Source organism: Amycolatopsis vastitatis (assembly GCF_002234595.1).
GTDB lineage: Bacteria > Actinomycetota > Actinomycetes > Mycobacteriales > Pseudonocardiaceae > Amycolatopsis > Amycolatopsis vastitatis.
In genome coordinates, this window is sequence record NZ_NMUL01000004.1 from 24,800 (window position 1) to 49,898 (window position 25,099).

24 protein-coding genes are annotated in these 25,099 nt (G+C 70.1%); 6 read left to right on the plus strand and 18 right to left on the minus strand.

What is annotated here, in order from left to right:
- Positions 1 to 299 precede the first annotated feature (299 nt).
- From CF165_RS02885 to CF165_RS02935, 11 genes are all read right to left on the minus strand, one after another.
- Positions 300 to 1,088 carry an ESX secretion-associated protein EspG gene (locus tag CF165_RS02885; RefSeq protein ID WP_093945841.1) on the minus strand — a complete coding sequence of 263 codons (789 nt, stop codon included), beginning with the start codon at positions 1,086 to 1,088 and terminating at the stop codon, positions 300 to 302.
- An 88-nt stretch (positions 1,089 to 1,176) separates the two neighbouring features.
- Positions 1,177 to 2,517 (minus strand): hypothetical protein, encoded by a 1,341-nt coding sequence (locus tag CF165_RS02890; protein ID WP_093945842.1) that lies wholly within the window; start codon positions 2,515 to 2,517, stop codon positions 1,177 to 1,179.
- Position 2,518: 1 nt separating this feature from the next.
- Positions 2,519 to 3,145, minus strand: a complete 627-nt coding sequence (locus CF165_RS02895; protein ID WP_093945843.1) for a DUF3558 domain-containing protein — start codon at positions 3,143 to 3,145, stop codon at positions 2,519 to 2,521.
- Complete coding sequence (locus tag CF165_RS02900) at positions 3,142 to 3,492, minus strand: hypothetical protein (protein WP_093945844.1); 351 nt, start codon at positions 3,490 to 3,492, stop codon at positions 3,142 to 3,144. The genes CF165_RS02895 and CF165_RS02900 overlap by 4 nt, the downstream gene beginning before the upstream one ends.
- Positions 3,493 to 3,620: 128 nt before the next feature.
- Positions 3,621 to 4,082 (minus strand): 50S ribosomal protein L9, encoded by a 462-nt coding sequence (gene rplI / locus CF165_RS02905; RefSeq protein WP_093945845.1) that lies wholly within the window; start codon positions 4,080 to 4,082, stop codon positions 3,621 to 3,623.
- A 14-nt stretch (positions 4,083 to 4,096) separates the two neighbouring features.
- Entirely contained in the window at positions 4,097 to 4,345 is a 249-nt protein-coding gene (rpsR, locus tag CF165_RS02910; protein WP_003098744.1) for a 30S ribosomal protein S18, read from the minus strand.
- A gap of 43 nt (positions 4,346 to 4,388) precedes the next feature.
- On the minus strand, positions 4,389 to 4,901 hold the full coding sequence (locus CF165_RS02915) for a single-stranded DNA-binding protein (RefSeq protein ID WP_093945846.1): 513 nt from the start codon (positions 4,899 to 4,901) through the stop codon (positions 4,389 to 4,391).
- A 17-nt stretch (positions 4,902 to 4,918) separates the two neighbouring features.
- Positions 4,919 to 5,245, minus strand: coding sequence for a 30S ribosomal protein S6 (gene rpsF / locus CF165_RS02920; protein ID WP_176742059.1), 327 nt, complete (start codon positions 5,243 to 5,245; stop codon positions 4,919 to 4,921).
- A gap of 102 nt (positions 5,246 to 5,347) precedes the next feature.
- Positions 5,348 to 6,238 carry a hypothetical protein gene (locus tag CF165_RS02925; protein WP_093945847.1) on the minus strand — a complete coding sequence of 297 codons (891 nt, stop codon included), beginning with the start codon at positions 6,236 to 6,238 and terminating at the stop codon, positions 5,348 to 5,350.
- 81 nt (positions 6,239 to 6,319) lie between these two features.
- The gene (locus CF165_RS02930; RefSeq protein WP_205660749.1) at positions 6,320 to 7,222 is read right to left on the minus strand and encodes a hypothetical protein; all 903 of its coding nucleotides are present in this window, start codon (positions 7,220 to 7,222) and stop codon (positions 6,320 to 6,322) included.
- Between the two features lie 122 nt (positions 7,223 to 7,344).
- Positions 7,345 to 8,160 (minus strand): hypothetical protein, encoded by an 816-nt coding sequence (locus tag CF165_RS02935; RefSeq protein ID WP_205660750.1) that lies wholly within the window; start codon positions 8,158 to 8,160, stop codon positions 7,345 to 7,347.
- Positions 8,161 to 8,273: 113 nt separating this feature from the next.
- Here CF165_RS02935 and CF165_RS02940 point away from each other — a divergent pair, with 113 nt between their 5' ends.
- Positions 8,274 to 9,047 carry a deoxyribonuclease IV gene (locus tag CF165_RS02940; RefSeq protein WP_167441332.1) on the plus strand — a complete coding sequence of 258 codons (774 nt, stop codon included), beginning with the start codon at positions 8,274 to 8,276 and terminating at the stop codon, positions 9,045 to 9,047.
- Here the strand turns inward: CF165_RS02940 and CF165_RS02945 are convergent.
- Positions 9,044 to 10,597: a glycosyltransferase family 87 protein gene (locus tag CF165_RS02945; RefSeq protein ID WP_093945850.1), complete on the minus strand. Its 1,554-nt coding sequence runs from the start codon at positions 10,595 to 10,597 to the stop codon at positions 9,044 to 9,046. The two genes, CF165_RS02940 and CF165_RS02945, sit on opposite strands and share 4 nt — an antisense overlap.
- Before the next feature lie 48 nt (positions 10,598 to 10,645).
- The gene (locus tag CF165_RS02950; protein ID WP_093945851.1) at positions 10,646 to 11,704 is read right to left on the minus strand and encodes an ROK family transcriptional regulator; all 1,059 of its coding nucleotides are present in this window, start codon (positions 11,702 to 11,704) and stop codon (positions 10,646 to 10,648) included.
- 76 nt (positions 11,705 to 11,780) lie between these two features.
- Here CF165_RS02950 and CF165_RS02955 point away from each other — a divergent pair, with 76 nt between their 5' ends.
- Positions 11,781 to 12,836, plus strand: coding sequence for a Gfo/Idh/MocA family oxidoreductase (locus tag CF165_RS02955; protein WP_093945852.1), 1,056 nt, complete (start codon positions 11,781 to 11,783; stop codon positions 12,834 to 12,836).
- Between the two features lie 34 nt (positions 12,837 to 12,870).
- Here CF165_RS02955 and CF165_RS02960 read toward each other — a convergent pair whose 3' ends face one another.
- The 4 genes from CF165_RS02960 to CF165_RS02975 all read right to left on the minus strand — a co-directional run bounded on the left by CF165_RS02960 (position 12,871) and on the right by CF165_RS02975 (position 21,148).
- Positions 12,871 to 15,267, minus strand: a complete 2,397-nt coding sequence (locus CF165_RS02960; RefSeq protein WP_093945853.1) for a transglycosylase domain-containing protein — start codon at positions 15,265 to 15,267, stop codon at positions 12,871 to 12,873.
- Positions 15,268 to 15,352: 85 nt separating this feature from the next.
- Positions 15,353 to 17,806 carry a transglycosylase domain-containing protein gene (locus CF165_RS02965; RefSeq protein ID WP_439098486.1) on the minus strand — a complete coding sequence of 818 codons (2,454 nt, stop codon included), beginning with the start codon at positions 17,804 to 17,806 and terminating at the stop codon, positions 15,353 to 15,355.
- Between the two features lie 146 nt (positions 17,807 to 17,952).
- The gene (locus tag CF165_RS02970; RefSeq protein WP_167441333.1) at positions 17,953 to 20,685 is read right to left on the minus strand and encodes a transglycosylase domain-containing protein; all 2,733 of its coding nucleotides are present in this window, start codon (positions 20,683 to 20,685) and stop codon (positions 17,953 to 17,955) included.
- A 67-nt stretch (positions 20,686 to 20,752) separates the two neighbouring features.
- A complete protein-coding gene (locus tag CF165_RS02975; RefSeq protein WP_093945855.1) occupies positions 20,753 to 21,148 on the minus strand; it encodes a DUF5318 domain-containing protein in 396 nt (131 codons plus the stop codon).
- Positions 21,149 to 21,393: 245 nt separating this feature from the next.
- On the opposite strand from CF165_RS02975, the gene CF165_RS02980 reads away from it, so the two are divergent.
- The 4 genes from CF165_RS02980 (at position 21,394) to CF165_RS02995 (ending at position 24,477) form a co-directional block, all read left to right on the plus strand.
- Positions 21,394 to 21,942 carry a PadR family transcriptional regulator gene (locus CF165_RS02980; protein ID WP_020642474.1) on the plus strand — a complete coding sequence of 183 codons (549 nt, stop codon included), beginning with the start codon at positions 21,394 to 21,396 and terminating at the stop codon, positions 21,940 to 21,942.
- 69 nt (positions 21,943 to 22,011) lie between these two features.
- Positions 22,012 to 23,100, plus strand: coding sequence for an inositol-3-phosphate synthase (locus CF165_RS02985; RefSeq protein ID WP_093945856.1), 1,089 nt, complete (start codon positions 22,012 to 22,014; stop codon positions 23,098 to 23,100).
- A 103-nt stretch (positions 23,101 to 23,203) separates the two neighbouring features.
- The gene (locus tag CF165_RS02990; RefSeq protein ID WP_093945857.1) at positions 23,204 to 23,722 is read left to right on the plus strand and encodes an RNA polymerase sigma factor; all 519 of its coding nucleotides are present in this window, start codon (positions 23,204 to 23,206) and stop codon (positions 23,720 to 23,722) included.
- Entirely contained in the window at positions 23,719 to 24,477 is a 759-nt protein-coding gene (locus CF165_RS02995; protein WP_093945858.1) for a hypothetical protein, read from the plus strand. Before CF165_RS02990 ends, CF165_RS02995 begins: the two co-directional genes overlap by 4 nt.
- Here CF165_RS02995 and CF165_RS03000 read toward each other — a convergent pair.
- Entirely contained in the window at positions 24,443 to 25,081 is a 639-nt protein-coding gene (locus CF165_RS03000; RefSeq protein WP_093945859.1) for an HAD family hydrolase, read from the minus strand. The genes CF165_RS02995 and CF165_RS03000 overlap by 35 nt on opposite strands.
- Positions 25,082 to 25,099 lie beyond the last annotated feature (18 nt).

Sequence of the window (25,099 nt, forward strand, 5' to 3'; positions counted from 1 at the left end):
ATGGCAATTCAGGGTGGGGACCCTTCTGTGGACAACCTGGGGATGAATGGGGGTAACCAGTCACAGGTGCCGCGAGAGCTGTGGACAAGTTGGGGACAAGCGTGATCGGCTTCGGTAAAGCTGCAGGTCAAGCCCTGTGAACAAGCTGTGGAGAACTTGCGGAAAACTCGTCCGGCGTGTCGCGAGAAGTCCGTTCTTCGGCGTGTCGTGGGGTGGGCGCGGGCTCGGGCGTCGCGTCACCTGTGGATGAAAATCACGGACGGTAGACGGGTAACCCGGAGGGCTGAACGGCCTCGGGGTCAGGCCGCGGTGAGCCGACCCTGTGCGCTGCGTAACCGGTCAGCGAGAACGCGCTGGTCGGCCGGGGTGAAGGCGATCCGGTTCTCGCCGCGGCCCGGTATCTCCTCGGTCAGCCATCGGCCTTCCGAGGTATCGATGTAGTTCACCGGGCGTTCGATCCGGTGCCACGCGCCGCTGCGGCTACGGGCCGCGACGTAGAGGCTGCCGCTCCCCATCCGGCGCAGCGCCAGGATCCGCCGGAGCTCTTCGACCTCCTGCGAGCCCTCGGCCGGGCGGTCGTTGCGGAGCACCGCGAACCCGCCTTCGTCCCGGCGGGCGGTTCCCTCGATCTGGCTCTTCGGCACCGCGAGCGGCGTCCCGCGCCCGGGCGCCAGCTTCGGGATCTGGCCGAGGAAGTCGTCGAGCAGCTCCCCCGGCCGGGTCGACTCGATGACGACGACGTCCAGCGCCTCGTGCTTGGCCAGCACGAACGCCTCGCCGCCGGCACTGCCGGCCAGCAGCCGGTAGCTCACCGCCTTGCCCTGGAACCCGCCGTCGACCCAGCCGTAGTACTCCAGCTGCGGCCGGGCGATCGCTTCGACCGTCGCGACGAACCCGGGGTGCATGCCGCGCGGGCCGAACAGCCCGGCCTTGGCGAGTTCGGTGTTGACCCGCTCGTCCTCGCTGCGCTGGGCTTCTTCGCTGTACCAGGTCGGCTTCTCGGACAGCACCGTGTGCGGCTCGCCGCCCCGGCGCCGGATCAGGTTGATCAGGGTGCCGGTCGAGAGGGTGACCTGCCTGTCCAGCACCGCTCTTTCCCCCTAGTGAAGATCAGCTTGAACACTCCGAAAGCCGGGCGCGGCCCATCTTGGCACGCGCCCGGCGGTCCCGCGTGCGCTACTCGCCGATGACCGGCGGCGCGGTCAGCTCGTCGGTCCCGAAGATGTCGTTCGGGTCGTCGCCGAGCAGGTACTTCGACGTCCGTTCCTCGTCGCCGCCGCCCTGGCCCTTGGCGCCGTGGCCCATGCCGCCCATGCCACCCATCCCGGTGGCGCCGGAACGGCCCGCCGCCGCGCCGCCCGCGCCCATGGCTCCGCCCGCGCCGCCCCGGCCGGCGCCGGACGCGCCGGCGCCGGCGCCGCCAGGAATGGCCGCCCCGGTCGAGCCGCCGGGCCCGAAGCCCGCCCCGCCCGGACCGAAACCCGCTGCCGGGTCGCCGATCCCGCCCGACCCGCCGGGACCGAAGCCGCCGCCCGGGATCGAGAAGTCGCTCGCGCCGCCGGAACCGCCGGGGCCGAAGCCGCCGGCACCGGGGATCTTCGGCGGGGTGAAGCCCGACGAGTGCGTGCCGTCGTTGAAGTTCGGCGGCGTGTAGGTGCCGCCGCCGGGGATCTGGGACGGGTCGAAGCTGCCGCTGGGGACCTTCGACGGGTCGTAGCCCGGCACCTTGGACGGGTCGAAGCTGCCGCCGGGGGTGTTCGGCGGGCCGCCGATGGACGGCATGCCGCCCGGACCCGGAATGTTCACGCCGGGCATCGAACCGGTGCCGGTGCCGGTCCCAGTGCCGGTCCCGGTTCCGTTGCCGTTGCCGTTGCCGGTTCCGTCGCCCGGCTTCTTCTTCCCGTCCTGGCCGCCGTCGACGTTGACGTTCTCCTGCTGGCCCTTGAGCGCGGAGTACGTCGGCATCTTCTGGCCGTTGTCGTTGCTCGCCTTGAAGTAGGTGTTGAAGGCGTCGACGTTGGCCTGGCCCTTGGCGTTGTAGTCGCGGATCGCCCGGTCGGTGTCGGTCGTCCACGGCGTCATCGCGTTGAGCAGGTTGTTCTTCGGCGGGTCCTTCGGGACCTCCTGCACCTGCGCGTGCACCGTGGTGAAGGCGGTGTTCTGCTCGCCGAGGTACTTGTCGGAGTCGGTCAGCTTGGTGCCCGAGTCCTCCATCCACACCCGCAGCGGGTGCGCGCCGGCGTTCTGCGCCGCTTCGGCGCCGCCGCCGGTCCAGGCCGCGTCCATCTCCTTGGCCAGCGTGTCGATCGTGGTGAGCCGCTCCGCGTACGCGCCCTTCAGCCGGCTCGCCGCCGCCTGCCCGTCCTGGATCGAACCGGTGCCGGGACCGTGGGTGATCTTGTCCCAGATGTCGTAGCAGTCGATCTTGCGGTCGCCCTGCTGCGAAGTGTGGTCGTCCGAATGCGTGGTGGCCAGGTTGTACGCGGCGAAACCGCCGAGCAGCACCAGTTCCAGCATCTCAGCCCTCCTTCAAGGTCTGGATCATCGCCTCGGCCGCCTTCAGCGCGTACGGGCACGGGTCGCTCGCGCCCGGGCCGGAGCCGATCTGCGTGAAGACCTGGACGGCCTGGCTGTCCGTCACGCCCACCAGCAGCTTGCACTGCCCCTGGGTGCGGAAGTCCTTCGTCGCGGCGTACACCCCCGGGTAGCCGGAAACCTCGGTCGGCTCCCAGTACTCGTACTGGTCCTTGCCGCCCTTGGCGTAGAGGTCGTAGATGCCGGCGAGGCCGTCGGTGTTCGGGTCGGCCGCGATGTCGACGCGGCTGCTGCGCGTTTCGTCGTCCCTGTACACCCAGGCGCAGCTCGAGCCGGCGGACGTCGTCCGCGGCGTGCCGTCCTCGACACCCAGCGACGAGCGCTGCGAAGCGGAGAGCACCGAACAGACGTCGGACTTCAGCTTCGCCGGGTCGAGCGGGCGGGACACCTTGGGGGCGCCGTTGCCGCCACCGCCGTCACCGTTCGTGCTGCTCGAGGTGTCAGGTCCGCTGGACGCGACGGGGTTGGCCGTGCCGTCGGTCTTGGTGCTGCAGCCGGCGAGGGCGAGCGCCGCGAGGAGCAGGCCGGGCAGGACGAGCCGGCGGTTCACGCCTGCGTCCCCGCCTTCGAGATGTCGCCGGTGTGGTCGGCGTCCGCGGCGGTGAGCTTCTTCTTCGCGTCGAGCAGGGCCTGGATGTAGTTCTTCACGTAGTCCTGCATCTTCTTGTTCTGCTCGAGGAACGCCTTGCCGGACGGGTTGGCGAGCTTCTCCCAGTCGCCGCTGGCGAACTCCTTGCCGGGCGCCTTCACGTCGGCCATCAGGTTCGCGTCGGCCGCGTCGTTCTGCAGGTCGGTCTGCAGGTCCTGCCACTTCTTGATCACGCCGTCGATCTTGTCGGCGTCGAACGTGAAGCCCCCTCCGCCGGACGGCGCGGACATGTTGACCTCGTTACCCATCCCGGTGCGCTCCCTTCGCGTCCCGCTCCATTGTCCTACGACGGCGCCCGCGTGTCCGGGGTTCCCCCGAAACGCGTGAAGGCGGGCCGCCCACCAGGGAGCGACCCGCCTTCCACGAGGTACTTGCCTTACTGCGCGACGGCCTTGACCTCGAGCCGCACCTCGACCTTGACGTCCGGGTGCAGCCGGGCGCCGACCGAGTGCTTGCCGACGGTCTTGATGTGGTCGCGCAGCTCGATGACGCGCTTGTCGAGCAGCGGGCCACCGGCCGCCTTGATCGCGTCCACGATCTCGGCCGAGGTGATCGAGCCGAAGAGCTTCTTCGAGCCCTCGGCCGCCTTGCCGGTCAGCTGGATGGCGCCGAGGCCCTCCAGCGTCGCCTTGATCTCCTTGGCGTGGTCGAGGTCGCGGATGCGACGGCTCTCCTGCGCGCGCTGGATCGTGCGGACGTTCTTCTCCGCGCCCTTGGAGGCCGCGATCGCGTAACCCCGCGGGAGCAGGTAGTTGCGCGCGTAGCCGTCCTTGACCTCGACGATGTCGCCGGGTCCGCCCAGGTTGGCCACGTCCGTGGTGAGAATGATCTTCGCCATGTCAGTGCCCTCCCTTAGCGCGCGGTCGAGGTGTAGGGCAGCAGCGCCATTTCGCGGGAGTTCTTGACCGCGATGGCGATGTCACGCTGGTGCTGGCTGCAGTTGCCGGTGACGCGACGGGCACGGATCTTGCCGCGGTCGGAGATGTACTTCCGCAGCAGGTTGGTGTCCTTGTAGTCGATCAGTTCCGGGCGGCCCTTCTTCTCGGCCTTGCAGAACACGCAGACCTTCTTCTTGGGCTTGCGAATGGGTGGCTTGGCCACTGTCTACTCCTGGTAATTCAAATCTTTGTGGATGTGTACGAGATCAGAAGGGGGGCTCGTCGGAGAAGCCGCCGCCACCGCCGCTGCTCGCGGCCGGGGCGGAACCCCACGGGTCGTCGGCAGGCATTCCGCCACCGCCGCCGCGGTTCCCGCCGCCACCGCCGCCGAAGTCACCACCGCCGCCGCCACCGCGGCTGACCTTGTTGACCTTGGCCGTGGCGTAGCGCAGCGAGGGGCCGATCTCGTCGACCTCGAGCTCGACGACGGTCCGCTTCTCGCCTTCCTTCGTCTCGAACGACCGCTGCTTCAGGCGGCCCTGCACGACGACGCGGGCGCCGCGGGTCAGGGACTCGGCGACGTTCTCCGCCGCCTGCCGCCAGATGTTGCAGCGCAGGAACAGCGCCTCGCCGTCCTTCCACTCGCCCGACTGCTTGTCGAGCGTGCGCGGGGTGGACGCGACGGTGAAGTTCGCGACCGCCGCGCCGGACGGGGTGAAGCGCAGTTCCGGGTCGGACGTCAGGTTGCCGATCACCGTGATGACGGTGTCTCCAGCCATCGGGATTCCCCTCGGGCTCAGGCCTTGGCGGCGGCGGGCTTGGCCGCGGCGCGCTTGACCTCGCGACGCATGACCTTGGTGCGGAGCACGGTCTCCTGCAGCGACAGCTGGCGGTCCAGCTCCTTCACCGCGTCCGAGGACGAGTTCAGGTCGAGCAGGGCGTAGATGCCCTCGGCGTGCTTCTTGATCTCGTACGAGAGGCGACGACGGCCCCAGACGTCGACCTTCTCGACGCTTCCGCCCGAAGTGCGGATGACGTTGAGGAAGGTGTCCAGCGTCGGAGCGACCGTGCGCTCGTCGAGCGTGGGGTCCAGGATGACCATTACCTCGTAATGGCGTGACACAACCACTCACCTCCTATGGGCTCGCGGTCACGGACTGTCCGTGACAGGAGGGTTTGTCCAGGTAAGGCTACCTGGGGGTACCGACAGGACCGGAGGGCGGGGTCAGCTCGCGCGGCGCAGGACCCAGGTTCGGACGAGACCCGCCGTGACGCCGGCGAGCACGATCACCGCGAGGAGCATCGGCAGCTGGACGTCGTTCGACGCGCTGTTCGAGGCGAGCGACTGCGCGTTGCCCGCGTCACGGATGTCCGCGCCCTGGCCGCTCTGGTCGCCCGCGCCGGCCTGCGGGGCCGACGCGTCGCCGGGGAGGATGCCGTTCGCCGGGTAGCGCACGCCCGGGGCGACGGCCGTGCCGGCGGTCGCCGTCGGGATGCCGCTGTAGTCGCGCATCGGCGCGCTGCCGCCCGTGCCACCCGCGGTGCCCGCGTTGAGGTTCGAGAGGTTGCCCGACGCGCCGCCGGGAGCCGTCCCGGTGCTGCCCTGCGTGCCGCCCGCGTTCGGCTGGGTCGGGGTGCTCGGCGCCACGTAGTTGGCGGCGAGCAGCGTGAGGCCGCAGCCCTTGGCGACCGTGCTCTCCACGCTGTTCAGCGTCTTGTTCCAGTCGAGCCCGAGGCCCCACGTGCCGGAGTTCGCCAGTGCGGTCCGAACCGCCTTGCCAATCGCGGCACCGCTCGCCTCGCCGCCCGCGGAGTTCGGCACCTGGCCCACCAGGATCGAGTGGTTCTTGGCGATCGAATCGCCCGCCCAGCTGCCGATCGCGAGGGTTCCGGCGTTGTTCGCACCGTTGGTGACCAGGGTTTTGACCGAGGCTCCGTCGATCGCCACCTGGTCGCCCATCTGTCCGGTGACCGAGCCCGTGCAGCTGTTGCTGACGAGGGTCGTCGCGGCGGAGGCCGTGCCCGCGGACAGGAATGCGCCTCCGGTCACGAAAGCGGCGATCGCGGTGAGGGTCAGTGCTCGGCGAGTCGTCTGCCAGGTCTTCCGCACGAGCACTTCCTCCGTGGCGTTATCGGGGCGTCTTCCTGAACAACAGGATGAACGAGGGAGATACGCGAAAGATACTCGGCAGTCGTATCAATTCGCAGCGGCCATTCGGCGGAGTACCCAGGTGCGGACGAGGCCCGCGCTGACTCCGGAGAGTGCCAGGACCGCGATCAGCATCGGCAGGTTCGACCCGTTGGTGAAACCGTCCGATGCGGACGGCAGTGCCTCGGCCTGGCCGGCGGTCTGGACGCCGGCGTTGCTGCCCGAGGCGCCGTCCGGGCCGTTGAGGCCGTACTGCGGGGCGTAACCCGGAATCTGGCTGCCGTACCGGATCGCCGGCGACGGCGTGAACAATCCGGCCGTCGCGAACGGGATACCGCTGTAGTCGCGCATCGGCGCATAACCGGTGCCGAGGGCGAACGGAAACCCGCCGAACACCGGGATGCTCGAAAAACCGGGCAGAAGCGGGCTGTTCGCCTCGGGGATCGGCGTGGTGCCTGCCGGGGTGCCGCCCTGCTGGGGCGCGCCGCCGGTCCCGCCGTTGGACGGCGGCTGCTGCGGGTTGCCGCCGCTACCGGGCTGCGGAGACTGCTGCTTGCCGCCGCCGCTCACCCCGCTCAGGCCCTGCTGGGCAGCGCCGGTCACGCTCTGGACGCCCTGGTTGATCGCGCTCGCCGCGGGCGCGCCGACCACCGGGACCGGCGAGACGACGGTGTTCACCACGTTCACCGTGACCTTGCAGACCGTGCCGAGCAGCCCGTTCACGGTGGTGGTCAGCACGGTGGTCGCCTGGGTGACGATGCCCAGGTCGATGAGCGGCAGGCCGAGCAGCGAGCCCTGGATGTGGTCGCCCGGCGCCGCCGACACGGTGCTGCCGCAGGGCACGGTCTTCGTCTCGGCCGACGCCGTCCCGGGCAGGCCGAGCACGGCCGAACCCGCGAGCACGAACGCCGTCGCTCCGACCGCCGTAGCCCTCCGTGTCCGATCCTGCATCCTCGCCGCCCCTGGTCTCGTCGCCTCTTCCCAGGACAACGACGTTAAGGCAGCCGGGTGACGCCCGCTCGCTCAGAAATGTCCGGCATTCGAGTGGAAGGGGGCGTCACGATGGGTGAAGGTCAGGCGGGCTTGCGGCGGATCCACGCGCGGACGAGCGCCGCCGCGACGATCGCCAGCGCCAGCACCGCGAGCAGCATCGGCAGCTTCGCCGGCGGGGTGACGCCGGGCAGGGCCTCCGCGGTGCCCGACTTCTGCTCGTCGACGGTCGGGATCTGCTGGCCGGGGATGACCTGGGCGATCACCGGCACCTGCACCAGGCTGCCCGGGATCAGCGCGGCGTGGGTGAAGATGCCCGAAATCGAGTCGCCCGGCAGGCCCGCGTTGCCCGGGCCGGTGACGATGGGGCCGGTGCTGCCGCCGGGCGGGTTCGGAGCCGGGTGCGGCGGGTTCGGACCTGGCGGAACGGGCGGAACGGGCTGAGGCGGGGCAGGCTGGGGCGGGTTCGGACCCGGCGGGAGCGGCAGCGGCGGCAGTCCGGCGGCCACCCCCTGCGTCAGGTCGCCGACCGCGTTGACGGTGCCCTGCGCGGCCGGGCAGACGCCTTGCGCCGCCACGTCGCCGACCACCGGGACCTCGCCGACGCCGAGCGCCTTCACGGTGTCGCCGAGGGGCAGCGTGAGCAGCGGTGCCGAGCCGTTCGTGTTCCGCGAACTCGAGTCGAGGCCGATGGTGAGCTGGTTCGGGGCGTTCAGCGGGGCGCCGGCGTCCAGCAGGAGGCCGGTCGAGCCGGTGCGGGCGGCACTGTTCTGCAGCGTGGCCTGGCAGTCGCCGCCGAGCGTGGGGTTGGTGTCGGCGCTCGCGACGCCGGGCGCCAGCGTGACGGACGCGGCGATCGTGAACCCCAGTGCGGCGATCCGGGCGACGTGCTTCCCCATCATGCCCTCCGGCAGTCGGACCAATCTGGATCACGGAACGCGCTCACGGTACTCCACCTGCGTCACCAACCGGTCCCAGTGGCCGAAAATCCGCCCGGAGTAGCGTGCTCGCCATGCTGATTGGCGCCCATGTCCGTGACGACGACCCGTTGACCGCGGTCGCCGAGCGCAAAGCCGACGTCGTCCAGTTCTTCCTCTCCGACCCGCAGGGCTGGAAGGCCCCGAAGCCGCACCCGCACGGCGAAGCCATCGCGGCCGACCCGGTCGAGGTGTTCATCCACTCGCCGTACCTGATCAACGTGGCTTCGCTGAACAACCGGATCCGGATCCCGTCGCGCAAGAACGTCACGCAGCACGCGGACGGCGCCGCCGCGATCGGCGCGAAGGGCCTGATCGTGCACGGCGGGCACGTCGGCGCGAACGACGACGTCGAGGCCGGCCTGGACAACTGGCGCAAGCTGTTCGAGCGCGAGCAGGAAAAGGGCGGCTTCAAGGTCCCGATCCTGATCGAGAACACCGCGGGCGGCGAGAACGCGATCACGCGCGACCTCGACGTGATCGCCCGGCTGTGGGACAAGGTCGGCGAGTTCGGCGCCGGGTTCTGCCTGGACACCTGCCACGCGTTCGCCGCGGGCTGGGACCTGGCGACCGCCGTCGAGAAGGTCAAGGCCATCACCGGCCGGATCGACCTGGTGCACCTCAACAACTCCCGCGACGAGTTCGGCTCGACCCGCGACCGGCACGCGAACGTCGTCGAGGGTGAGGGCACCATCGACCCGGACGTGCTGGTCGAGGTGGCCCGGGCCGCCGGAGCGCCGGTCGTCGTCGAGACGCCGGCCGAGGGCCAGGCCACCGACATCGCCTACCTGCGGGAGAAGCTCGGCTAAGCGGCGACGGCTTTCCGGCGGCGGCGCCGGACGGCGTTCGGGATGATCACGTCACGGGCGCCGTCGAGGAAGCCGCCTGCCGGGTCGTCGTCGCCGTCCATCCGGACCAGGTCGGCGGCCGGCAGGTAGATCTCCCGGACGACCAGCACGCACAGCCCGACGACGGCGAGGTCGCGGACCACGACCGTGCCGAGGAACCAGCCCTCGGGCAGGCCCTTGTGGTCGACGCCGAGGTAGTAGAACATCCGCGGCACCCAGACGACGGCGTCGATCAGCATCCAGCCGAGCAGCAGCCGCCAGCGCGGGATCGCGAGCACCGCCAGCGGCACCAGCCACAGCGAGTACTGCGGGCTCCACACCTTGTTCGTCAGCAGGAACGCGGCCACGACGAGGAACGCGAGCTGCCCGACGCGCGGCCGTCGCGGCGCGGCGAGCGCCAGGTAGGCGATGCCCGCGCAGCAGGTCAGGAACAGCACGGCCACCGTGATGTTCAGGTACGTCGGTGTCTGGTTCTTCTGCAGCACGCCGTCGAACCCGGCCCAGCCGCTGATGTACGAGAAGACGTTGTACAGCGAGTCGGGGTCCATCGGCCGCAGGGTGCTCATCCGGAAGAACTCCCACCAGCCGCGGGTCGCGGTGAGGATGAACGGCGCGTTCACCGCCAGCCACGTCACGACGGCGGCGCCCGCGGTCTTCCAGAACGGCGTGAGCTTGCCCGCGCGCAGGCACAGCACGAAGAGCACGCCGAGCAGGAACAGCGGGTAGAGCTTCGCGGTCGCGCCGAGGCCGAGCAGCAGCCCGGCGAGCAACGGTCGTTTGCGCGCCCAGGCGAGCAGGCCGGTCGCGGTGAACGCGGTCGCGATCGCGTCGAAGTTGGTGAACGCGTGCACCAGCACCAGTGGCGAGACCGCCACCAGCACCATGTCCCACGGCCGGCGTTTCACCGTCCGCCCGGTCGCCCACACGGTGACCAGCCAGGCCGCCGACAGGAAGAACGCCGTGATGTCGAAGTAGATCGCCACGGGCAGCGCGCCCGGCAGCCAGCCGGACCGGGCGACGTTCAGCCAGCCCGCCGCGAGCTTTGCGTTCGCCCACTGGAAGAGGCCGGTGAACACCGGGTACTCCATGTACCGGGTGTTGTTCTCGGCGGTCTGCGAGCTTTCCTTCCACGACGTGTAGTACGGGAAGGTGCCCGGCCGGTCGAGCCGCTCGGCGCCGTAGAGCGGCACGATGTCGGAGTAGCACATGGCGACGAAGGGGCGGCCCGCGCGCCAGTCGAGCTGGGTGGCGCCGCTGGAGTCCTGGTACTGCTGGATGCAGGAGCCCTTGCCGAACCAGCAGAGCATCAGCGCGAGGGTCGCCAGCAGCAGCCCGACGCGTTGCGGGGACCAGAACCAGTGCCTGCCGACCGCCGCGTGCTCACCGAGCGGCCCGCCGAGGGGTCTGGTGACCGCCGCCGCCAGCGGGTCGTTCCAGCTCGGGACGACCCGTTCCGCCCGGGTCAGCGTCACGGGCCCGGGCTCCGGCTCCCGCGTGGTCTCCTCTGGCACGAGGCGGATCGTATCGGTGATCGGGGTGCACGGTGGTGAAGCCGGTGATCATGCCGGATTCGCGTAGTACGAGGCCAGGACCTCGGCGGCGGCGCCGCGGGTGACGATCTCCTCGCCGGAGCCGTCTTCGACGACTTCGATGCGCTGCCAGTGCGGCACCGGCAGCAGTTCCTCGAGCCGCGCCGAAACGGCTTCGCGGTGGACGTCCGGCTCGTCCCGCACCGCGCGTCCGGCCAGCACGATCCGCTCCAGGTCGAGCACCTGCACCAGGTCGGCCAGCCCGATGCCGAGGAAGCCGGCGGCGGTCCGCGTGTCGGGGGCCCGCTTGGCCATGATCTCGACGCAGCCCCGCCGCCCGCACGCGCAGCGGGGGCCGTCGTAGGCGATCGTGGTGTGCCCGAACTCACCCGCGTTGGTGCGCGGGCCGCGGTAGAGCCGCCCGTCGATGAGCAGGCCGACGCCGATGCCGGTGCCGACGAGCACCACCGCGGTCGCCGTCGGCTCGCCGTGCGGCCAGAACCGGGCGAACGCGGCGGCGTTGGTGTTCTTGTCGAGCGTCACGGGCAGCCCGGTCCGCTTTTCCAGCAGGTCACGCAGGGGGACCTCGTGCCAGCCGGGCATGTTCGTCGCGTCGCGGACCAGGCCCGCGAGGTGGTCCAGCGGGCCGACCGCGCCGAGCCCGAGACCGAGCACGTCGAAGCCGTCGGCGAGCTCGAGCGCGGTGGCGCCGATGGCTTCGACGGCCTGTTCGGGGGTGAAGCCGGGCGGGAGCGGGCCGCCCGCCGTCTCCTCGACCTCGCCGATGAGGTTGGTGCGCAGCACGCGGTATTCGTCGCGATCCAGCCGCGCGCCGAGCGCGTGCCGGGCGCCGGCGCGGATGGTCAGCCGGGTGCGGGGCTTGCCGACCCCGCCGGACGGCTGGCGCTGCTCGTCCAGCAGGCCCGCGTCGAGGAGTTCGGGCACGATCTTGGAGACGGCCTGCTGCGTGAGCCCGGTGCGTTCGGCGAGCTCGACGCGGCTGAGGCCGCCGGCGCGCAGGATGTGCGTGAGCAGCAGGGCACGGTTGTGCTCGCGCACGTCGCGCAGGTTCACCCCGGTGTCCGCCATGACAGGATCTTCGCACGACTGGTCAGTTAGGCAACGCTGTTGTTTTAATAAGCGGCGGCGGGGTTTAATGACGGGCATGGCGGACGATTTGCGGGTGGGCATCCTCGGGTACGGCATCGGGGGCCGCGTCTTCCACGCACCCCTGGTGGCGGCGACGCCCGGGCTGACCCCGGCGGTGATCGCCACCTCGAGCAACGCCGCCCAAGCCCGCGTCGACCACCCGGGCGCGGAGATCGTGCCCGACGCCGACGCGTTGTTCGAGCGGGCAGGCGACCTCGACCTCGTCGTGGTCAGCACGCCGAACCGCACGCACGTCCCGCTCGCGCTGCGGGCGATCGAAGCCGGACTGCCGGTGGTCGTCGACAAGCCGTTCGCACCGACCGCGGCCGAAGCCGAGCAGGTCGTCGCCGCGGCGAAGGCGGCCGGCGTCGGCTTGACGGTCTTCCAGAACCGGCGGCTCGACTCCGACTTCCTCACCGTGCGGAAGGTCCTGGACTCCGGACAGCTGGGCGACGTCTTCCGCTTCGAGTCCCGCTACGACCGCTGGGTGCCGAAGCCCAAGGACAACTGGCGCGAATTCGGCGACCCGGCCGAGGCCGGCGGCCTGCTCTACGACCTCGGCGCGCACATCGTCGACCAGGCGCTGCAGCTGTTCGGCCCGGTCACCACCGTCTACGCGGAGGCCGACCGCCGCCGGGCCGGCGTCCAGGTCGACGACGACGTCTTCGTCGCGCTGCACCACGCGAACGGCGTCCGCTCGCACCTGTGGGCGACCGCCCTCGCGGGCACGCAGAACCCGCGGTTCCGGGTGCTCGGCGACCGGGCGACCTTCACCAAGTACGGCCTCGACGTGCAGGAACCGCAGATCAAGGCGGGGCTGCGGCCCGGCGACGAAGGCTGGGGCGTGGAACCCGCCGCGGACGCAGGGAAGATCGGCGTCGGCAGCGACGTCAAGACCGTGCCCACCGAGACCGGCCGCTACGAGCAGTTCTACGCCCAGGTGCGCGACGCGCTGCGCGGTGAAGGCGAGTTCCCGGTCGACCCCGCGTCGTCGGTCGAGGCCCTGCGGGTGATCGAGGCCGCGCACCGCTCCGGCGTCGAAGGCACCGTCGTCGAGCTGACGACCCCCTGACTGGCCGTGACCTCGGTGACCCCCAGCTCCGAGGTCACGGCCTCCTTCGGCCGCGCTGCTGGTTCTGCTGGTTCTGCAGCTCCTGCAACCGCTGCTGGAACTGGCGCAACTGCTCCTGCTGATCGAGCTGCTGTTGTTGTTGCTGCTGTTGCTGCCGGTTGCCGCCGTTGCCGAACTGGACCGAGTTCTGCTGCTGCTGCTGCTGCTGCTGTTGTTGCTGCTGGTCTTCGTCCGGCTGGACCTGGACCTGCACCCGGTCCTGCGGCGAGCTGATCGCCGCCACGCGGTTGAAGCGTTCCGCCGGCTTGCCGCCCAGGTAGAGCTGCATGAAGCGGTCCCAGATCGGGCCGGCGAGCGTCGAGCTGGACAGCGGGGCGCCGCCCGGGCCGCGGAGGGCCTTGTCGCCGTCGCTGCCCACCCAGACCGCGGCCGACACCGACGGCGTGTAGCCGACCATCCACGTCTGCGAGTTCGCGTTCGCCGCCGACGGCGGTTCGTCGTTCTGCGGCGTGTGCTGCTGCGTTCCCGTCTTGCCGGCGCACTCGTGGCCTGCCGGGCAGCTCAGCCGGGCGAACTGGATCACCGGCGCCAGTGCCGCCGTCACGTTGCCGGCGATCTGCGCGCTCTTCGCCGTGTCGTTGTCCGCGAACGCGTCGGTCCCGCGGATCTTGGCCTCGTACGCGGTTTCGCCGTTGGCGTTGGTCACCTTCTGCACGAAGTGCCGGTCGTGCTGGACGCCGCCCGCGGCGAAGGTCGCGTACCCCGACGCCATGTCGGCCGCGGTGACCTGCGTGCCGCCGCCGCCGATCGAGATGTTGTTGTCGCCGGTGAACAGCGTGCTGCGGCCGCCGTTGTCGGTGGTCCGGATCCCCGCCTCCTGCGCGGCTTCCGCCACCCCGGACGGCTTCGTCACGTTGAGCACCATGTCGTAGAACACCGTGTTCGTCGACCGCTGCATCGCCTCGGCGACGGTGCACTGCTGCGAGCAGCTGCTGCTGTCGCCGGCGTTGCGGATCGGCAGGTCGACGCCGGGGAACGTCCGCGGTGACGTGCCGTCGAACCGCGCGTCGAGACCGCGGCCGAGCTTGAGGAACGCCGCCAGGTCGAACGGCTTCATCGACGACCCGGGGTTGTGCGGCTCGTCGGCCCAGTCACGTCCGGCCTGGTCCTCGCCGTTCGGGCCCTTCACGATCGGGTCGCCGCCGTCGTAGGCGACCACGCCGCCGGTCTTCGGGTCGACGGCCACCATCGCGCCGAGGATCCGGTCGTCGGTCTGCTCGGCCATCCCCTCGGCCATCGCCTTCTCGGCCGCCTGCTGGGCCTGCGAATCGATCGTGGTGAACACCTGGAACCCGCCGGAGTAGTACCGCTTCTCGTCGATGCCCTGCGCGGCCAGCTCGGCCCTGACCTGCTTCTTGATGAACGGGTTCAGCGCACCGGCCTGCTTGCTCTCCCGCAGCGGGATCAGGGTCGGGAACTTCGCCGCCGCGCGCTGGGCCGGCGTCAGGTAGCCGTTCTTCAGCATCCGGTCCAGCGCCGTCGTCCACCGGCTCGTCGCGACGGCCGTGTTCTCCGAGCGGCCCGGCTGCTGGATGAGCCCGGCCAGCAGCGCGGCCTGGGAGTAGTCGAGCTGCCCGGCGTCCTTGCCGAAGAAGGCCTGCGACGCGGCCTGGATCCCGTAGGCGCCGCGGCCGAAGTAGATGATGTTGAGGTAGGCGGTGATGATGTCCGCCTTCTCGTAGGTCTGGTTCATCTTGAACGACTTCGCGAGCTCGACCCACTTGCGCGTCAGGGTCGGGTCGTCGTCGCCGGAGGAGGTCTTGATGTACTGCTGCGAGATCGTCGACCCGCCGCCGGAACCGCCGGTGACCTGGTTGTACGCCGCACGCAGGATGCCGCCGACGTCGAAACCGGAGTTGGTCTCGAAGGACGCGTCCTCGGTCGCGATCACGGCCTTCTTCACGACGTCCGGGATCTGGTTCGGCGCCAGGAGCTGGCGGTTGCCGCCGGTGGGCACGTCCTTGCCCATCTCGGTGCCGTCGCTGTACAGGTAGGTCACGGCCTGGCCCTGCGCCTGCGCGACCGTCTCCGGCGAGGGGACGTCGACGGCGAAGTAGGTGACCGCGAACGCGATCGCGGGGACGGCGAAGAACAACCCGGCGACGACGTAGGAGATCCGCCGGATCCGGCGCCAGCGCCGTTTCCGCAGGTCCTGCGCGGTGAGTGGCCGTGGCCGCCGCGGTGGCTCACCCAGGCGCGGCCGCAGGATCGGCACGGTGGGCGGCTCGTCCGGCTCGGTGCCGTTGTGCGTGTGGTGGGTGATGAGCTCCGGCTCGGCGCCCAGCAGCCCGGCGCGGGGCACCGGACGGCGGGTACGACGACGTGGATCGGATTGCCGGCCAGGCGACGTGCGGGTGCGGTCGTTGTTCACGGGCCGTCCTCGGGTACCACGGTGGGCTGCGGGCGCAGTCCCCTCTGGGAGCACACGTACCGCGGCCCACCGTGGTTCACGGCCCCTAGTTGCCGGGGTCGGCGCCCGAGGTCGGCGTCTCCTTCGAGGACGACGGCGGCTTCGGGTGCTTCGACGAGTTCGACGTCGACGACTGGCTGGGGGTGTCGCCGTCGTGGTTGCCGCGGCCGGGGTGGTCGCGGTTGTCGCCTTCGTCGCCGTTGTTCTCGGTGGACGGCGCCGAGCCCGTGGTCGTCACGACGTCACTGGACGGCGGCGGTGCCACCTCGCCACCGATGCGGTCGACCTTGTCGAACCGCTCGCCCGACGTGCCCGTCAGGTACAGCGACAGGAACTTCTGCCACATCGGGCCGGCGATGGTGGCGCCGTAGATCGGCGAGTTGTTCTTGCCGTGCAGCGGCTTGTTGCCGTCGCCGCCGACCCAGGCCGCCACCGAGACCGACGGGGTGTACCCGACCATCCACGTCTGCGAGTTCGTGTTCGCCGCCCACGACGGCTCGCCCGCGACCTTGGCGTGCTGCTGCGTCCCGGTCTTGCCGGCGCACTCGTGGCCGTTCGGGCAGTGCAGGTGCGAGAAGTCGATGACCGGTTTCAGGCCCTCGGTGACGTTCCCGGCGATCTGCCTGCTCTTGTCCATGTCGCTGTCGAACGCCGCCTTGCCGTCCTTCGGAGCTTCGTACGCGACTTCCTTCTGCGCGTTGGTCACCTTCTGCACGAAGTGCCGGTCACGGCGTTCGCCGTTGCCCGCGAAGGTCGCGTACGCCCCGGCCATGTCGAGCGGCGTGATCTGGGTGTCGCCACCGCCGATGGAGATGTTGTTGTCCTTCGTGGAGATGATCGACTGGCCGCCGTCCTCCTTGGTCTTCACGCCGGCTTGGCGGGCGGCTTCCTTGACCGGTCCCTGTTTGGTCTGGTTGAGCACCATGTCGTAGAACACGGTGTTCGCCGACCGCATCATCGCGTCCGCGACGGTGCATTCCTGCGAGCAGCTGCTGCTCGGGCCGGCGTTGCGCACGGTGCGGCCGTCGAAGACGCGGTTGTTGGAGCCGTCGAACGTCGCGTCGAGGCCCTTGCCCATCTTGAGGAACGCCACGAGGTCGAACGGCTTCATCGACGAGCCCGGGTTCTGCGGGGTGTTCGCCCAGTCTCGCCCGGCCTGGTCCTGCCCGTTGACCTGCACGACCGGCTTGCCGCCGTAGTAGGCGAGCACCCCGCCGGTCTTCGGGTCGACCGCGACGAGCGCGTTGAGCAGGTTGTCGTCCACCTGGTCCTGGAGTGCCTCGGTGCCGGCCTTTTCCGCGGCCTGCTGCGCTTTCGGGTCGATCGTGGTCTGCACCTGGAAGCCGCCGGCGTAGTAGCGGTCTTCGGGGATGTCGTGCGCGGCCAGCTCGTCCTTCACCTGCTGCACGATGAACGCGGGCGGCGCGCCCGCCTGCTGCTTGCTGTCTTCCACCGGGATCGGCGTCGGGAACTGCGCCGCCGCGCGCTCGGCCGCGCTGATGTAGTTGTTCTTCACCATCCGGTCGAGCGCGACGGTCCAGCGGTCGTGCGCGACCTTGTCGTTCTCCGACCGGCCCGGCTTCTGGATCAGCCCGGCCAGCAGTGCGGCCTCCGAGAAGCTCAGGTCCTTGGCCTCCTTGTGGAAGAAGGCCTGCGAAGCCGCGCCGACGCCGTACGCCCCGCGCCCGAAGTAGATGATGTTCAGGTACGCGGTGATGATGTCCTTCTTCTCGTACGTCTGGTTCATCTTGAAGGACTTGGCCAGCTCGGTCCACTTGCGCGTCAGCGTGGGCGCGTCGTTGTCGGTGGCCTTCTTGATGTACTGCTGCGAGATCGTCGAACCACCGCCGACCCCGCTGGTGGCCTGGTTGTACACCGCGCGCAGCAGGCCGCCGATGTCGAAGCCGGAGTTGGTCTCGAACGAGTCGTCCTCGGTCGCGATCGCCGCGTGCTTCATGATGTCCGGGATCTGATCCGGGGTCAGCAGCACGCGGTTGCCGCCGCGCGGGACGTCCTTGCCCATCGGCGAGCCGTCGGCGTAGAGGTAGGTCACCGCCTGGCTCTGGTTCTGCGCGACCTCCGTCGGCGAAGGCACGTCGACCAGGAAGTACGTGATGACGAACGCGATCGCGGGCAGCACGAAGAACAGCCCGACGAAGGCGTAGGAGACCCGCCGGATGATCTTCCAGCGTCTCTTCTTGCGCTGCTCCGGCGTGAGAACCGGCTTGCCGTCGCCGGGCGGCTCGACGCCCTCTTCGTCGTGGGGGCCGTCGTAGCCCGACGGCTCGTCGTACGCGTGGTGCGTCATCAGCTCCGGACCGCCGCTCATCGGCGGCGGCTCGGGCCGGTAGGCGCGCGGTGGCGGCTGCTGCGGGCGGCCGGGCGGCGGCGGCACCGGGCGGCGGGGGACCTGGCCGTGGGGACCCTGTGGTGCGGACGGCCCACGACGGCGCGGATCGGGACCCTGGCCGGGCCAGGAGCGGGATCGATCGTCGGGCACGGGGTCCTCCAGTGAACGCAGGAGCGGCGACGGTCGCCGTCCCTCTAGAGGAGGGGACGCACGTGACCCCGGCGGGTTGCCGGAATGATCACCCCGGAACCGCTTCGGGGCCCGCCGCGTGTTCGCGACGGGCCCCGAAGGAGCGGCTAGCCGGGTCCTGGACCCGGTCTCGAGATGAGCCCGCCACCACCACCGGAGGTGTTGCCCTCACCGGGGTTGATGATCGGCGGCGTCGGACCGGGCCGGGACGTCCGCGACCTCGACGGCGTGTCGGTCGACGTCTCCGTCGACTCGGTGCTGGGCGGCGTGTCCGACGTGGTCGGCGTGGTCGTGGTCGTCGGCGTGTCCGGCGGCTTCGTCGCCGTCGTTGTCACGTCGTTGACGTCCTTGCCGATCGCCGCGACCTTGTCGAACTTCTCCGCCGGCTTGCCCTTGAGGTAGAGGTTCATGAAGTTCTGCCACGTCGGACCGGCGACGGTCGCCCCGAAGATCGGCTTGTTCTTCGGGTCGTGCAGCGGCTTGTTGCCGTCGCCGCCGACCCAGACCGCGGCCGACACGGACGGCGTGTACCCGACCATCCACGTCTGGGAGTTGCGTTCGCCGTACGCCTTCGGGTCGCCGTCCTTCGCCGTGTACTGCTGCGTCCCCGTCTTGCCGGCGCACTCGTGGCCGGTCGGGCACTTGAGCTTCGAGTGGTCGATGACCGGCACGAGCGCCTCGGTGACGTTGCCCGCGATCTGCTGGCTCTTCGAGGAGTCGTTGTCGAACGCCGGCTTGGTCGTGACGTTGTTCTCGTCGAACTCGACCTCGTCCTGCGCGTTCGTCAGCTTCGAGACGAAGTGCTGCTCGTGGTAAACGCCGCCGTTCGCGAAGGAGGCGTACCCGGCTGCCATGTCCTCCGGCGTGATGGCCGTGCCACCACCACCGAGCGAGATGTTGGCGTCGTCGGTGTACAGGACGCTCTTGCCGTCCGGCGCCACCTTGACCCCGGCCTGCTTCGCCGCCTCCGCGACCCGCGACGGCTTCGTCACGTTCAGGACCATGTCGTAGAACACGGTGTTCGCCGAGATCTCCATCGCCGTGGCGACGGTGCACTCCTTGCCGCAGCTGGCGCTGTCACCCGCGTTCCGGACGGTGCGGCCGCCGAGCTGCCGGTTGTTCGAGCCGTCGAACACCTCGCCGAGGCCCTTGCCCATCTTCAGGAACGCCGTGAGGTCGAACGGCTTCATCGCCGAACCCGGGTTTCTCGCCTGGTTCGCCCGGTCCTGGCCGATCTGGTCCTTGCCGTTCGCGTCCTTCACCAGCTCCGGCCCGCCGTAGTAGGCGATCACGCCGCCGGTCTTCGGGTTGACCGCGACCAGCGCGTTGAGCAGGTTCTCGTCCGTCTGGCCCTTCATGCCTTCCTGGGACGCCTGCTCGGCCGCGTCCTGCGCCGCCGGGTCGATCGTGGTGTAGATCTTGGCGCCGGTGGAGAACAGCTTGTTCTCGTCGTAGCCCTTCGTCGCCAGCTCGTCCTTGATCCGCTGCTGGAGCTGGTAGGTCATCTTCCCGGAGTTCTGCTCCTTGTTGGCGTTCTTCGGGATCGGCGTCGGGAACTGGGCGGCGGCCCGCTCGTCAGGGCGCAGCCACTTGTTGGCGACCATCTGGTCCATCACGTACGTCCAGCGCTGCTGGGCGTACTTCTGGTTTTCCGACCGGCTGGGGCCCTGGATCAGGCCGGCCAGCAACGCGGCTTCGGAGGCGCTGAGGTCCTTGACGTCCTTGTTGAAGTAGGCCTTCGAGGCCGCCTGGATGCCGTTCGCGCTGCGTCCGAAGAAGACGATGTTCAGGTAGGAAGTGATGATCTCTTCCTTGGACTGCTGGTTGTTCATCTTGAACGACTTGGCCAGCTCGGTCCACTTGCGGGTCAGCGTCGGAGCGTCGTTTTCGGTGGCCTTCTTGATGTACTGCTGGGAGATGGTCGAACCACCGCCCTGGCCGCCGGTCACCTGGTTGTACACCGCGCGCAGGATGCCGGTGACGTCGAAGCCCGAGTTGGTCTCGAACGTCGCGTCCTCGGCCGAGTACACCGCGTGCTTGACGACCTCGGGCACCTCGCCGGGCTTGAGCAGCTGGCGGTCGCCGCTCGGCGGCGTCTCCTTGCCCATCACCTGGTTGTTGACGTCGTAGTAGGTGATCGCCTGGTTCTGCAGGGACTTGATGCTCTCCGGCGTCGGCACGTCGACCAGGAAGTACGTGATGACGAACGCGATCGCGGGCACCACGAAGAACAGCCCGACGAAGGCGTACGCCACCCGCCGGATGATCTTCCACCGGCGCTTCTTGCGCTGCGCCGGCGTCAGGACCTTCTTGCCGTTTTCGTCGAGCTCCTCCTGGGGCTCGACGTCGTCGGCGAACTCGTTGAAGCCGGCGTCGTCGTAACCGTCGTCGTACGGGTCACGGCCGATGTCGTCGGTGCCGTTGTGCGCGTGGTGGGTGATCAGGTCCGGTTCGCGCTCGGGCGGCGGAGCCGGCGGACGGCGTCCCGGCGGCGGCTGGCGGAAGCCCTGCGGAGGCGAGCCGGGCGCGGCCTGCCCCGGGCGCTGACCGGGCGGCGGGACCGGGCGCCGCTGCGGCACGCCCTGCTGGCGCGTGCGCTGCGGACGCCGTGGCGCCTCGTCGGCGGGCCACTGGGGACCACCTTCGTCGCCGGACGGCCACTCGGGCGACCCGCCGCCACGCGGGTTGCCGCGAGGCGGTGTGCCGCGCTGCGGACGGCGAGGGGCTTCTTCGCCGGGCCACGCCGGTCCGGCGTCCTCCCCCGGCCCCGGGCCTGACTGGGCACGGCGAGGTGCATCTGGCTCCTGGCCTGGCCAGGAGCGGTTGCGGTCGTCGTTCACGAATGGGCCTCCCAGACCGGCGCCCGGTGGGGTGCCGTTCTGCGCTCTGCAGCGGTTGTGTTCCAGCTCACCGGCCTGCGGTCCTTCGTGGACCGGCCGGTTCCCCCGTGCCGAGGACGTATGACCGCACCAGGTGGTTCCAATGGCACGCCCGGCACACCTCGACGTCGTACACGGTGAACTCGGCGAACAGGCCGGCCATCCTGGCCAGCTCTTCGGGGGATCTCGCCGAGCCCGCGACGTGCTTGAGTTCGTCACCGTAGACCCAGGACACGAGGGTCAGCGGCTCCTGGCGGCAGATCGGGCAGGGCAGGTCACCGGCCCGGCCGTGGAACTTCGCCGCCCGCAGCAGGTACGGGCTCGCGTCGCAGGCTTCGTAGCTGCCGACGCGCCCGGAGCGGACTTCGGCGAGCAGCGCACGGCGCTGCAACGCGTAGTCCACGACCTGCCGCTGGTTAATCACCAGGACAGAGTACGGGCTCTTCCTGTGCCGTCCACGCCCCCTAGCGCGGCCGGGCCGCCGACCGGGGCGGACACGCCGGACGTTCGATAACTCTCCGGTGAATTTCGCCCACATTGGGTAGGACGTCAGGGTTAGCTTCGCCACTTCGATGTATCGGCGCGATATAGTGGCTGAGTAGGTTGGATCGAGGCGGTCGTCCGGAGCAACGCCGGTCGCTTCGGTTTGTTCCCGAGAGGGGGTGCGGTGTGCTGGAGTTCGCGATCCTCGGTCTTCTGCACGAAGCGCCCATGCACGGGTACGTGCTGCGCAAGCGGCTGCACGAGACGCTCGGCACGTTCCGGACGTTCTCGTACGGCTCGCTGTACCCGACCCTGCGGAAGCTGCTGCGGGCCGGGTACCTGGTCGAAGAGCTGGACGAGGCCGACGACCGGGCGTGGTCACGGCGAGGACGGCGGGTCTACAAGCTCACCGCGGAGGGCAAGGAGCGCTTCGGCGAGCTGCTCGGCGACGCCGGGCCGCAGACCTGGGACGACGAGGGCTTCGGCGTCCACTTGGCTTTCTTCTCGCGGACCCCGGCCGACGTGCGGATGCGGATCCTCGAGGGCCGCCGCCGCCGCGTCGAAGAACGCCGTGAGGGCTTGCGGGCGGCGCTGGCCAGGGCCGAGGAGAGGATCGATCGCTACACCCGCGAGCTGCACCGGCTGGGGCTGGAGACCAGCGAGCGGGAGGTGCGCTGGCTCAACGAGCTGATCGCGCACGAACAAGCGGAGCGGCAGGGGCCGGAGACGACCTGAGCCGCGAAGCCGGGCCGCAGCGTCGCGGCACCAGACCTACTGACAGACGGATTGAAGGAGAAACCTCCCATGGGCGAGAACCGCCGCGTACGGGTGGCCATCGTGGGCGTCGGCAACTGCGCGGCGTCGCTGGTCCAGGGTGTCCAGTACTACCGCGACGCGGACCCGGCCACCCGCGTCCCCGGTCTGATGCACGTCGACTTCGGCGGGTACCACGTCCGCGACATCGAGTTCGTCGCCGCGTTCGACGTGGACGCCAAGAAGGTCAGCCGCGACCTGTCCGAGGCGATCTTCGCCTCCGAGAACAACACCATCAAGATCGCCGACGTGCCGCCGCTCGGCGTCACCGTCCAGCGGGGCCACACCCACGACGGGCTCGGCCGGTTCTACCGCGAGACGATCGAGGAGTCCGACGAGACCCCGGTCGACATCGTCGCCGCGCTGCGCGAGGCGCAGGCCGACGTGCTCGTGTCGTACCTGCCGGTGGGCTCCGAGGTGGCCGACAAGTTCTACGCCCAGGCCGCGATCGACGCGGGTGTGGCGTTCGTCAACGCGCTGCCGGTGTTCATCGCCTCCGACCCGGAGTGGGCGAAGAAGTTCGAAGACGCCGGCGTCCCGATCGTCGGTGACGACATCAAGTCCCAGGTCGGCGCGACCATCACGCACCGCGTGCTGGCGAAGCTGTTCGAGGACCGCGGCGTCCAGCTCGACCGGACGATGCAGCTCAACGTGGGCGGGAACATGGACTTCCTGAACATGAAGGAGCTGGAGCGGCTCGAGTCGAAGAAGATCTCGAAGACCCAGTCCGTCACCTCCCAGGTCGACCGCGACCTCGGCAAGGGCAATGTCCACATCGGACCGTCGGACTACGTGCAGTGGCTCGACGACCGCAAGTGGGCCTACGTCCGCCTCGAAGGCCGCGCCTTCGGCGACGTGCCGCTGAACCTGGAGTACAAGCTCGAGGTGTGGGACTCGCCGAACTCGGCGGGCATCATCATCGACGCCGTGCGCGCCGCGAAGATCGCCCTCGACCGCGGCATCGGCGGGCCGATCCTGTCGGCCTCGTCGTACTTCATGAAGTCGCCGCCGGAGCAGTACGACGACGCGACCGCCCGCGACGCCGTCGAGAAGTTCATCCGCGGCGAAGTCGAGCGGTAAAAGCTGACCTCGTCGAAGGCCGTCACCGCTGGTGACGGCCTTCTTCGCGTGCTCCACTAAACCGGTGGGGCGGGGTGGGCGTTGGCGGGGTGTGAGTGCGAGCGTGGGCGAAAGCGCGTCGGAGGACCTGGGCGCGCCGACCTTCTACGACCTGTTCCGCGAGTACTTCGGCCAGATGACCCGGCTGGCCCACCTGCTCGGCGCGGACGACTCGGAGAACGTGGCGCAGGAGGCCTTCGTCAAGCTCCACCAGCGCTGGGACTCCCTGACCGACCACACGCGCGTGGCCGGCTACCTCCGCACGACCGTGGTGAACTTGGCGCGGTCGCGGACCCGGCACCTGCGCGTCGTCCGGCGGAGCCCGCAGGAGCGGCCGCCGGACGAGCCGTCGGCCGAGGTCAGGGCGGTGGCCAACTGGGAACACCAGCGGCTGCGCGCGGTACTGGTGAAGCTGTCCCGTCGCCAGCGCGAGGTGCTGGTGCTGCGCTACTGGCTGGACCTGAGCACGGCGGCCATCGCGGAAACGCTGGGTGTATCGCCGGGCACGGTCAAGGCGACGACGCACCACGCGATGGAGAATCTGCGCAAACACCTGGGGGACGACCTGGGAGACGAGCGATGATCGACCTCGAACGCAAGCTGGCCGAGACGCTGCGGGAGCAGGCCGGGGAGGTCACGCCCAACCTCGACGCGGCCTGGGCGGAACAGCGGCGGAGGCAGCAGCGGCCTTCGCGCCGCCACCGGACCGCGGTGTGGATCGCCCCGCTGGCCGCGGTGCTGGTGGTGCTGACCAGCGTGCTCGTGGCTACCGAGCTGAACACGGCTCAGCCGCCGGCCCCGCCCGGGGACGGAAGCGAAACGTTGCACCTGTCGGGCTTCTCCACCCAGGACATGTCCCTGTTGCGCGTGACCGACTCGGTCCGGCTCACCGAATTCGCGGGTCAGGCCGATGCTTGGAGCGCCTACGCCTTCTCGGCGATCGCGACCAGGACCGCGGACTCGATGCTGTGCGTGGCAGCGGTGCCCACCGGTCAAGAGCTCAAAGACCACGTTCCGCAGTACGGCACGAAGTCGCCGCAGTGCATCTCGGCCCGCGAACTACCCGTCCGCGGTGTGCGTGCCGCATACGTCGGCGAGGCCGGGGGGCCGTTGCCACCGGGCAAGGCGGTCTTCCTCGTCACTTCCGAGGTCCGGAGCCTGCGCCTCTACGACGCGGCCGGCGACCCGGTTCCGGCGAAGGAGGTCGGCGCCCTGGTCCCGGCGAAAGAGACCGGCGTGCCGGGGCGCGACAGGGTGTTCCTCGCTGACGTGAAGCCCGGTTCGCCGCCGGTCCGCTACGAACTCAACCCAGTCCAAGCGCACCCGGCAGGTCGGTGATCTTCTCCACGACCGCCGTGGCCTGCTTCAGCACCTCGGGATCCGGCGGGAAGTGCGGGTTCGGCACCGCGTACACGGCCATCTTCGCCGCGAGCGCCGAGCGCAAGCCGTTCGTGGTGTCCTCGACAGCCGCGCAATCCGAGGGCGCCACGCCCAGCAGCTCGGCCGCCCGCAGGTACACGTCCGGTGCCGGCTTCCCGGTGCCCACCTGCTCCGACGACACGGCCGCTCCGACCGGCAGGCCCGTCACGTCCAGGAAACCCTTGATCAGGATCACCGGCGACGAACTGGCGATCGCCACCGGCCACCGGTTCGACACCTGGCGCACGACGTCCACCGCACCCGGGATCAGCGGCGGCTCGGCGGCGTACCGGGCGGCCATGCGCTGGACGACGAGGGTCGCGATCTCGGCCGGGGTGGTCCGCGCGCCGAGCTCCTCCACCAGGTAGCGGGCCCATTCGGGGGTGCTCATCCCCTGCTGGGCCCGCGTCGCCTCCTCGCGCCAGGTGCCGCCGTGCTCGGCGACGACCGCGCGCCGCACTTCGTCCCAGATCCGCTCGGAGTCCACCAGCACGCCGTCGAGGTCGAAGATCACCGCGTCCATGCCCCGAGCCTAGCCTGT

Coding starts and splice junctions, on each gene's coding strand:
- rplI (WP_093945845.1), bottom strand. CDS start 4,082: ATGGCGAAGATCATTCTCACCACGGACGTGGCCAACCTGGGCGGACCC.
- CF165_RS02930 (WP_205660749.1), bottom strand. CDS start 7,222: ATGCAGGATCGGACACGGAGGGCTACGGCGGTCGGAGCGACGGCGTTC.
- CF165_RS02995 (WP_093945858.1), top strand. CDS start 23,719: ATGATCGACCTCGAACGCAAGCTGGCCGAGACGCTGCGGGAGCAGGCC.
- CF165_RS02940 (WP_167441332.1), top strand. CDS start 8,274: ATGCTGATTGGCGCCCATGTCCGTGACGACGACCCGTTGACCGCGGTC.
- CF165_RS02935 (WP_205660750.1), bottom strand. CDS start 8,160: ATGGGGAAGCACGTCGCCCGGATCGCCGCACTGGGGTTCACGATCGCC.
- CF165_RS02985 (WP_093945856.1), top strand. CDS start 22,012: ATGGGCGAGAACCGCCGCGTACGGGTGGCCATCGTGGGCGTCGGCAAC.
- CF165_RS02890 (WP_093945842.1), bottom strand. CDS start 2,517: ATGCTGGAACTGGTGCTGCTCGGCGGTTTCGCCGCGTACAACCTGGCC.
- CF165_RS03000 (WP_093945859.1), bottom strand. CDS start 25,081: ATGGACGCGGTGATCTTCGACCTCGACGGCGTGCTGGTGGACTCCGAG.
- CF165_RS02950 (WP_093945851.1), bottom strand. CDS start 11,704: ATGGCGGACACCGGGGTGAACCTGCGCGACGTGCGCGAGCACAACCGT.
- CF165_RS02955 (WP_093945852.1), top strand. CDS start 11,781: ATGGCGGACGATTTGCGGGTGGGCATCCTCGGGTACGGCATCGGGGGC.
- CF165_RS02915 (WP_093945846.1), bottom strand. CDS start 4,901: ATGGCTGGAGACACCGTCATCACGGTGATCGGCAACCTGACGTCCGAC.
- CF165_RS02900 (WP_093945844.1), bottom strand. CDS start 3,492: ATGGGTAACGAGGTCAACATGTCCGCGCCGTCCGGCGGAGGGGGCTTC.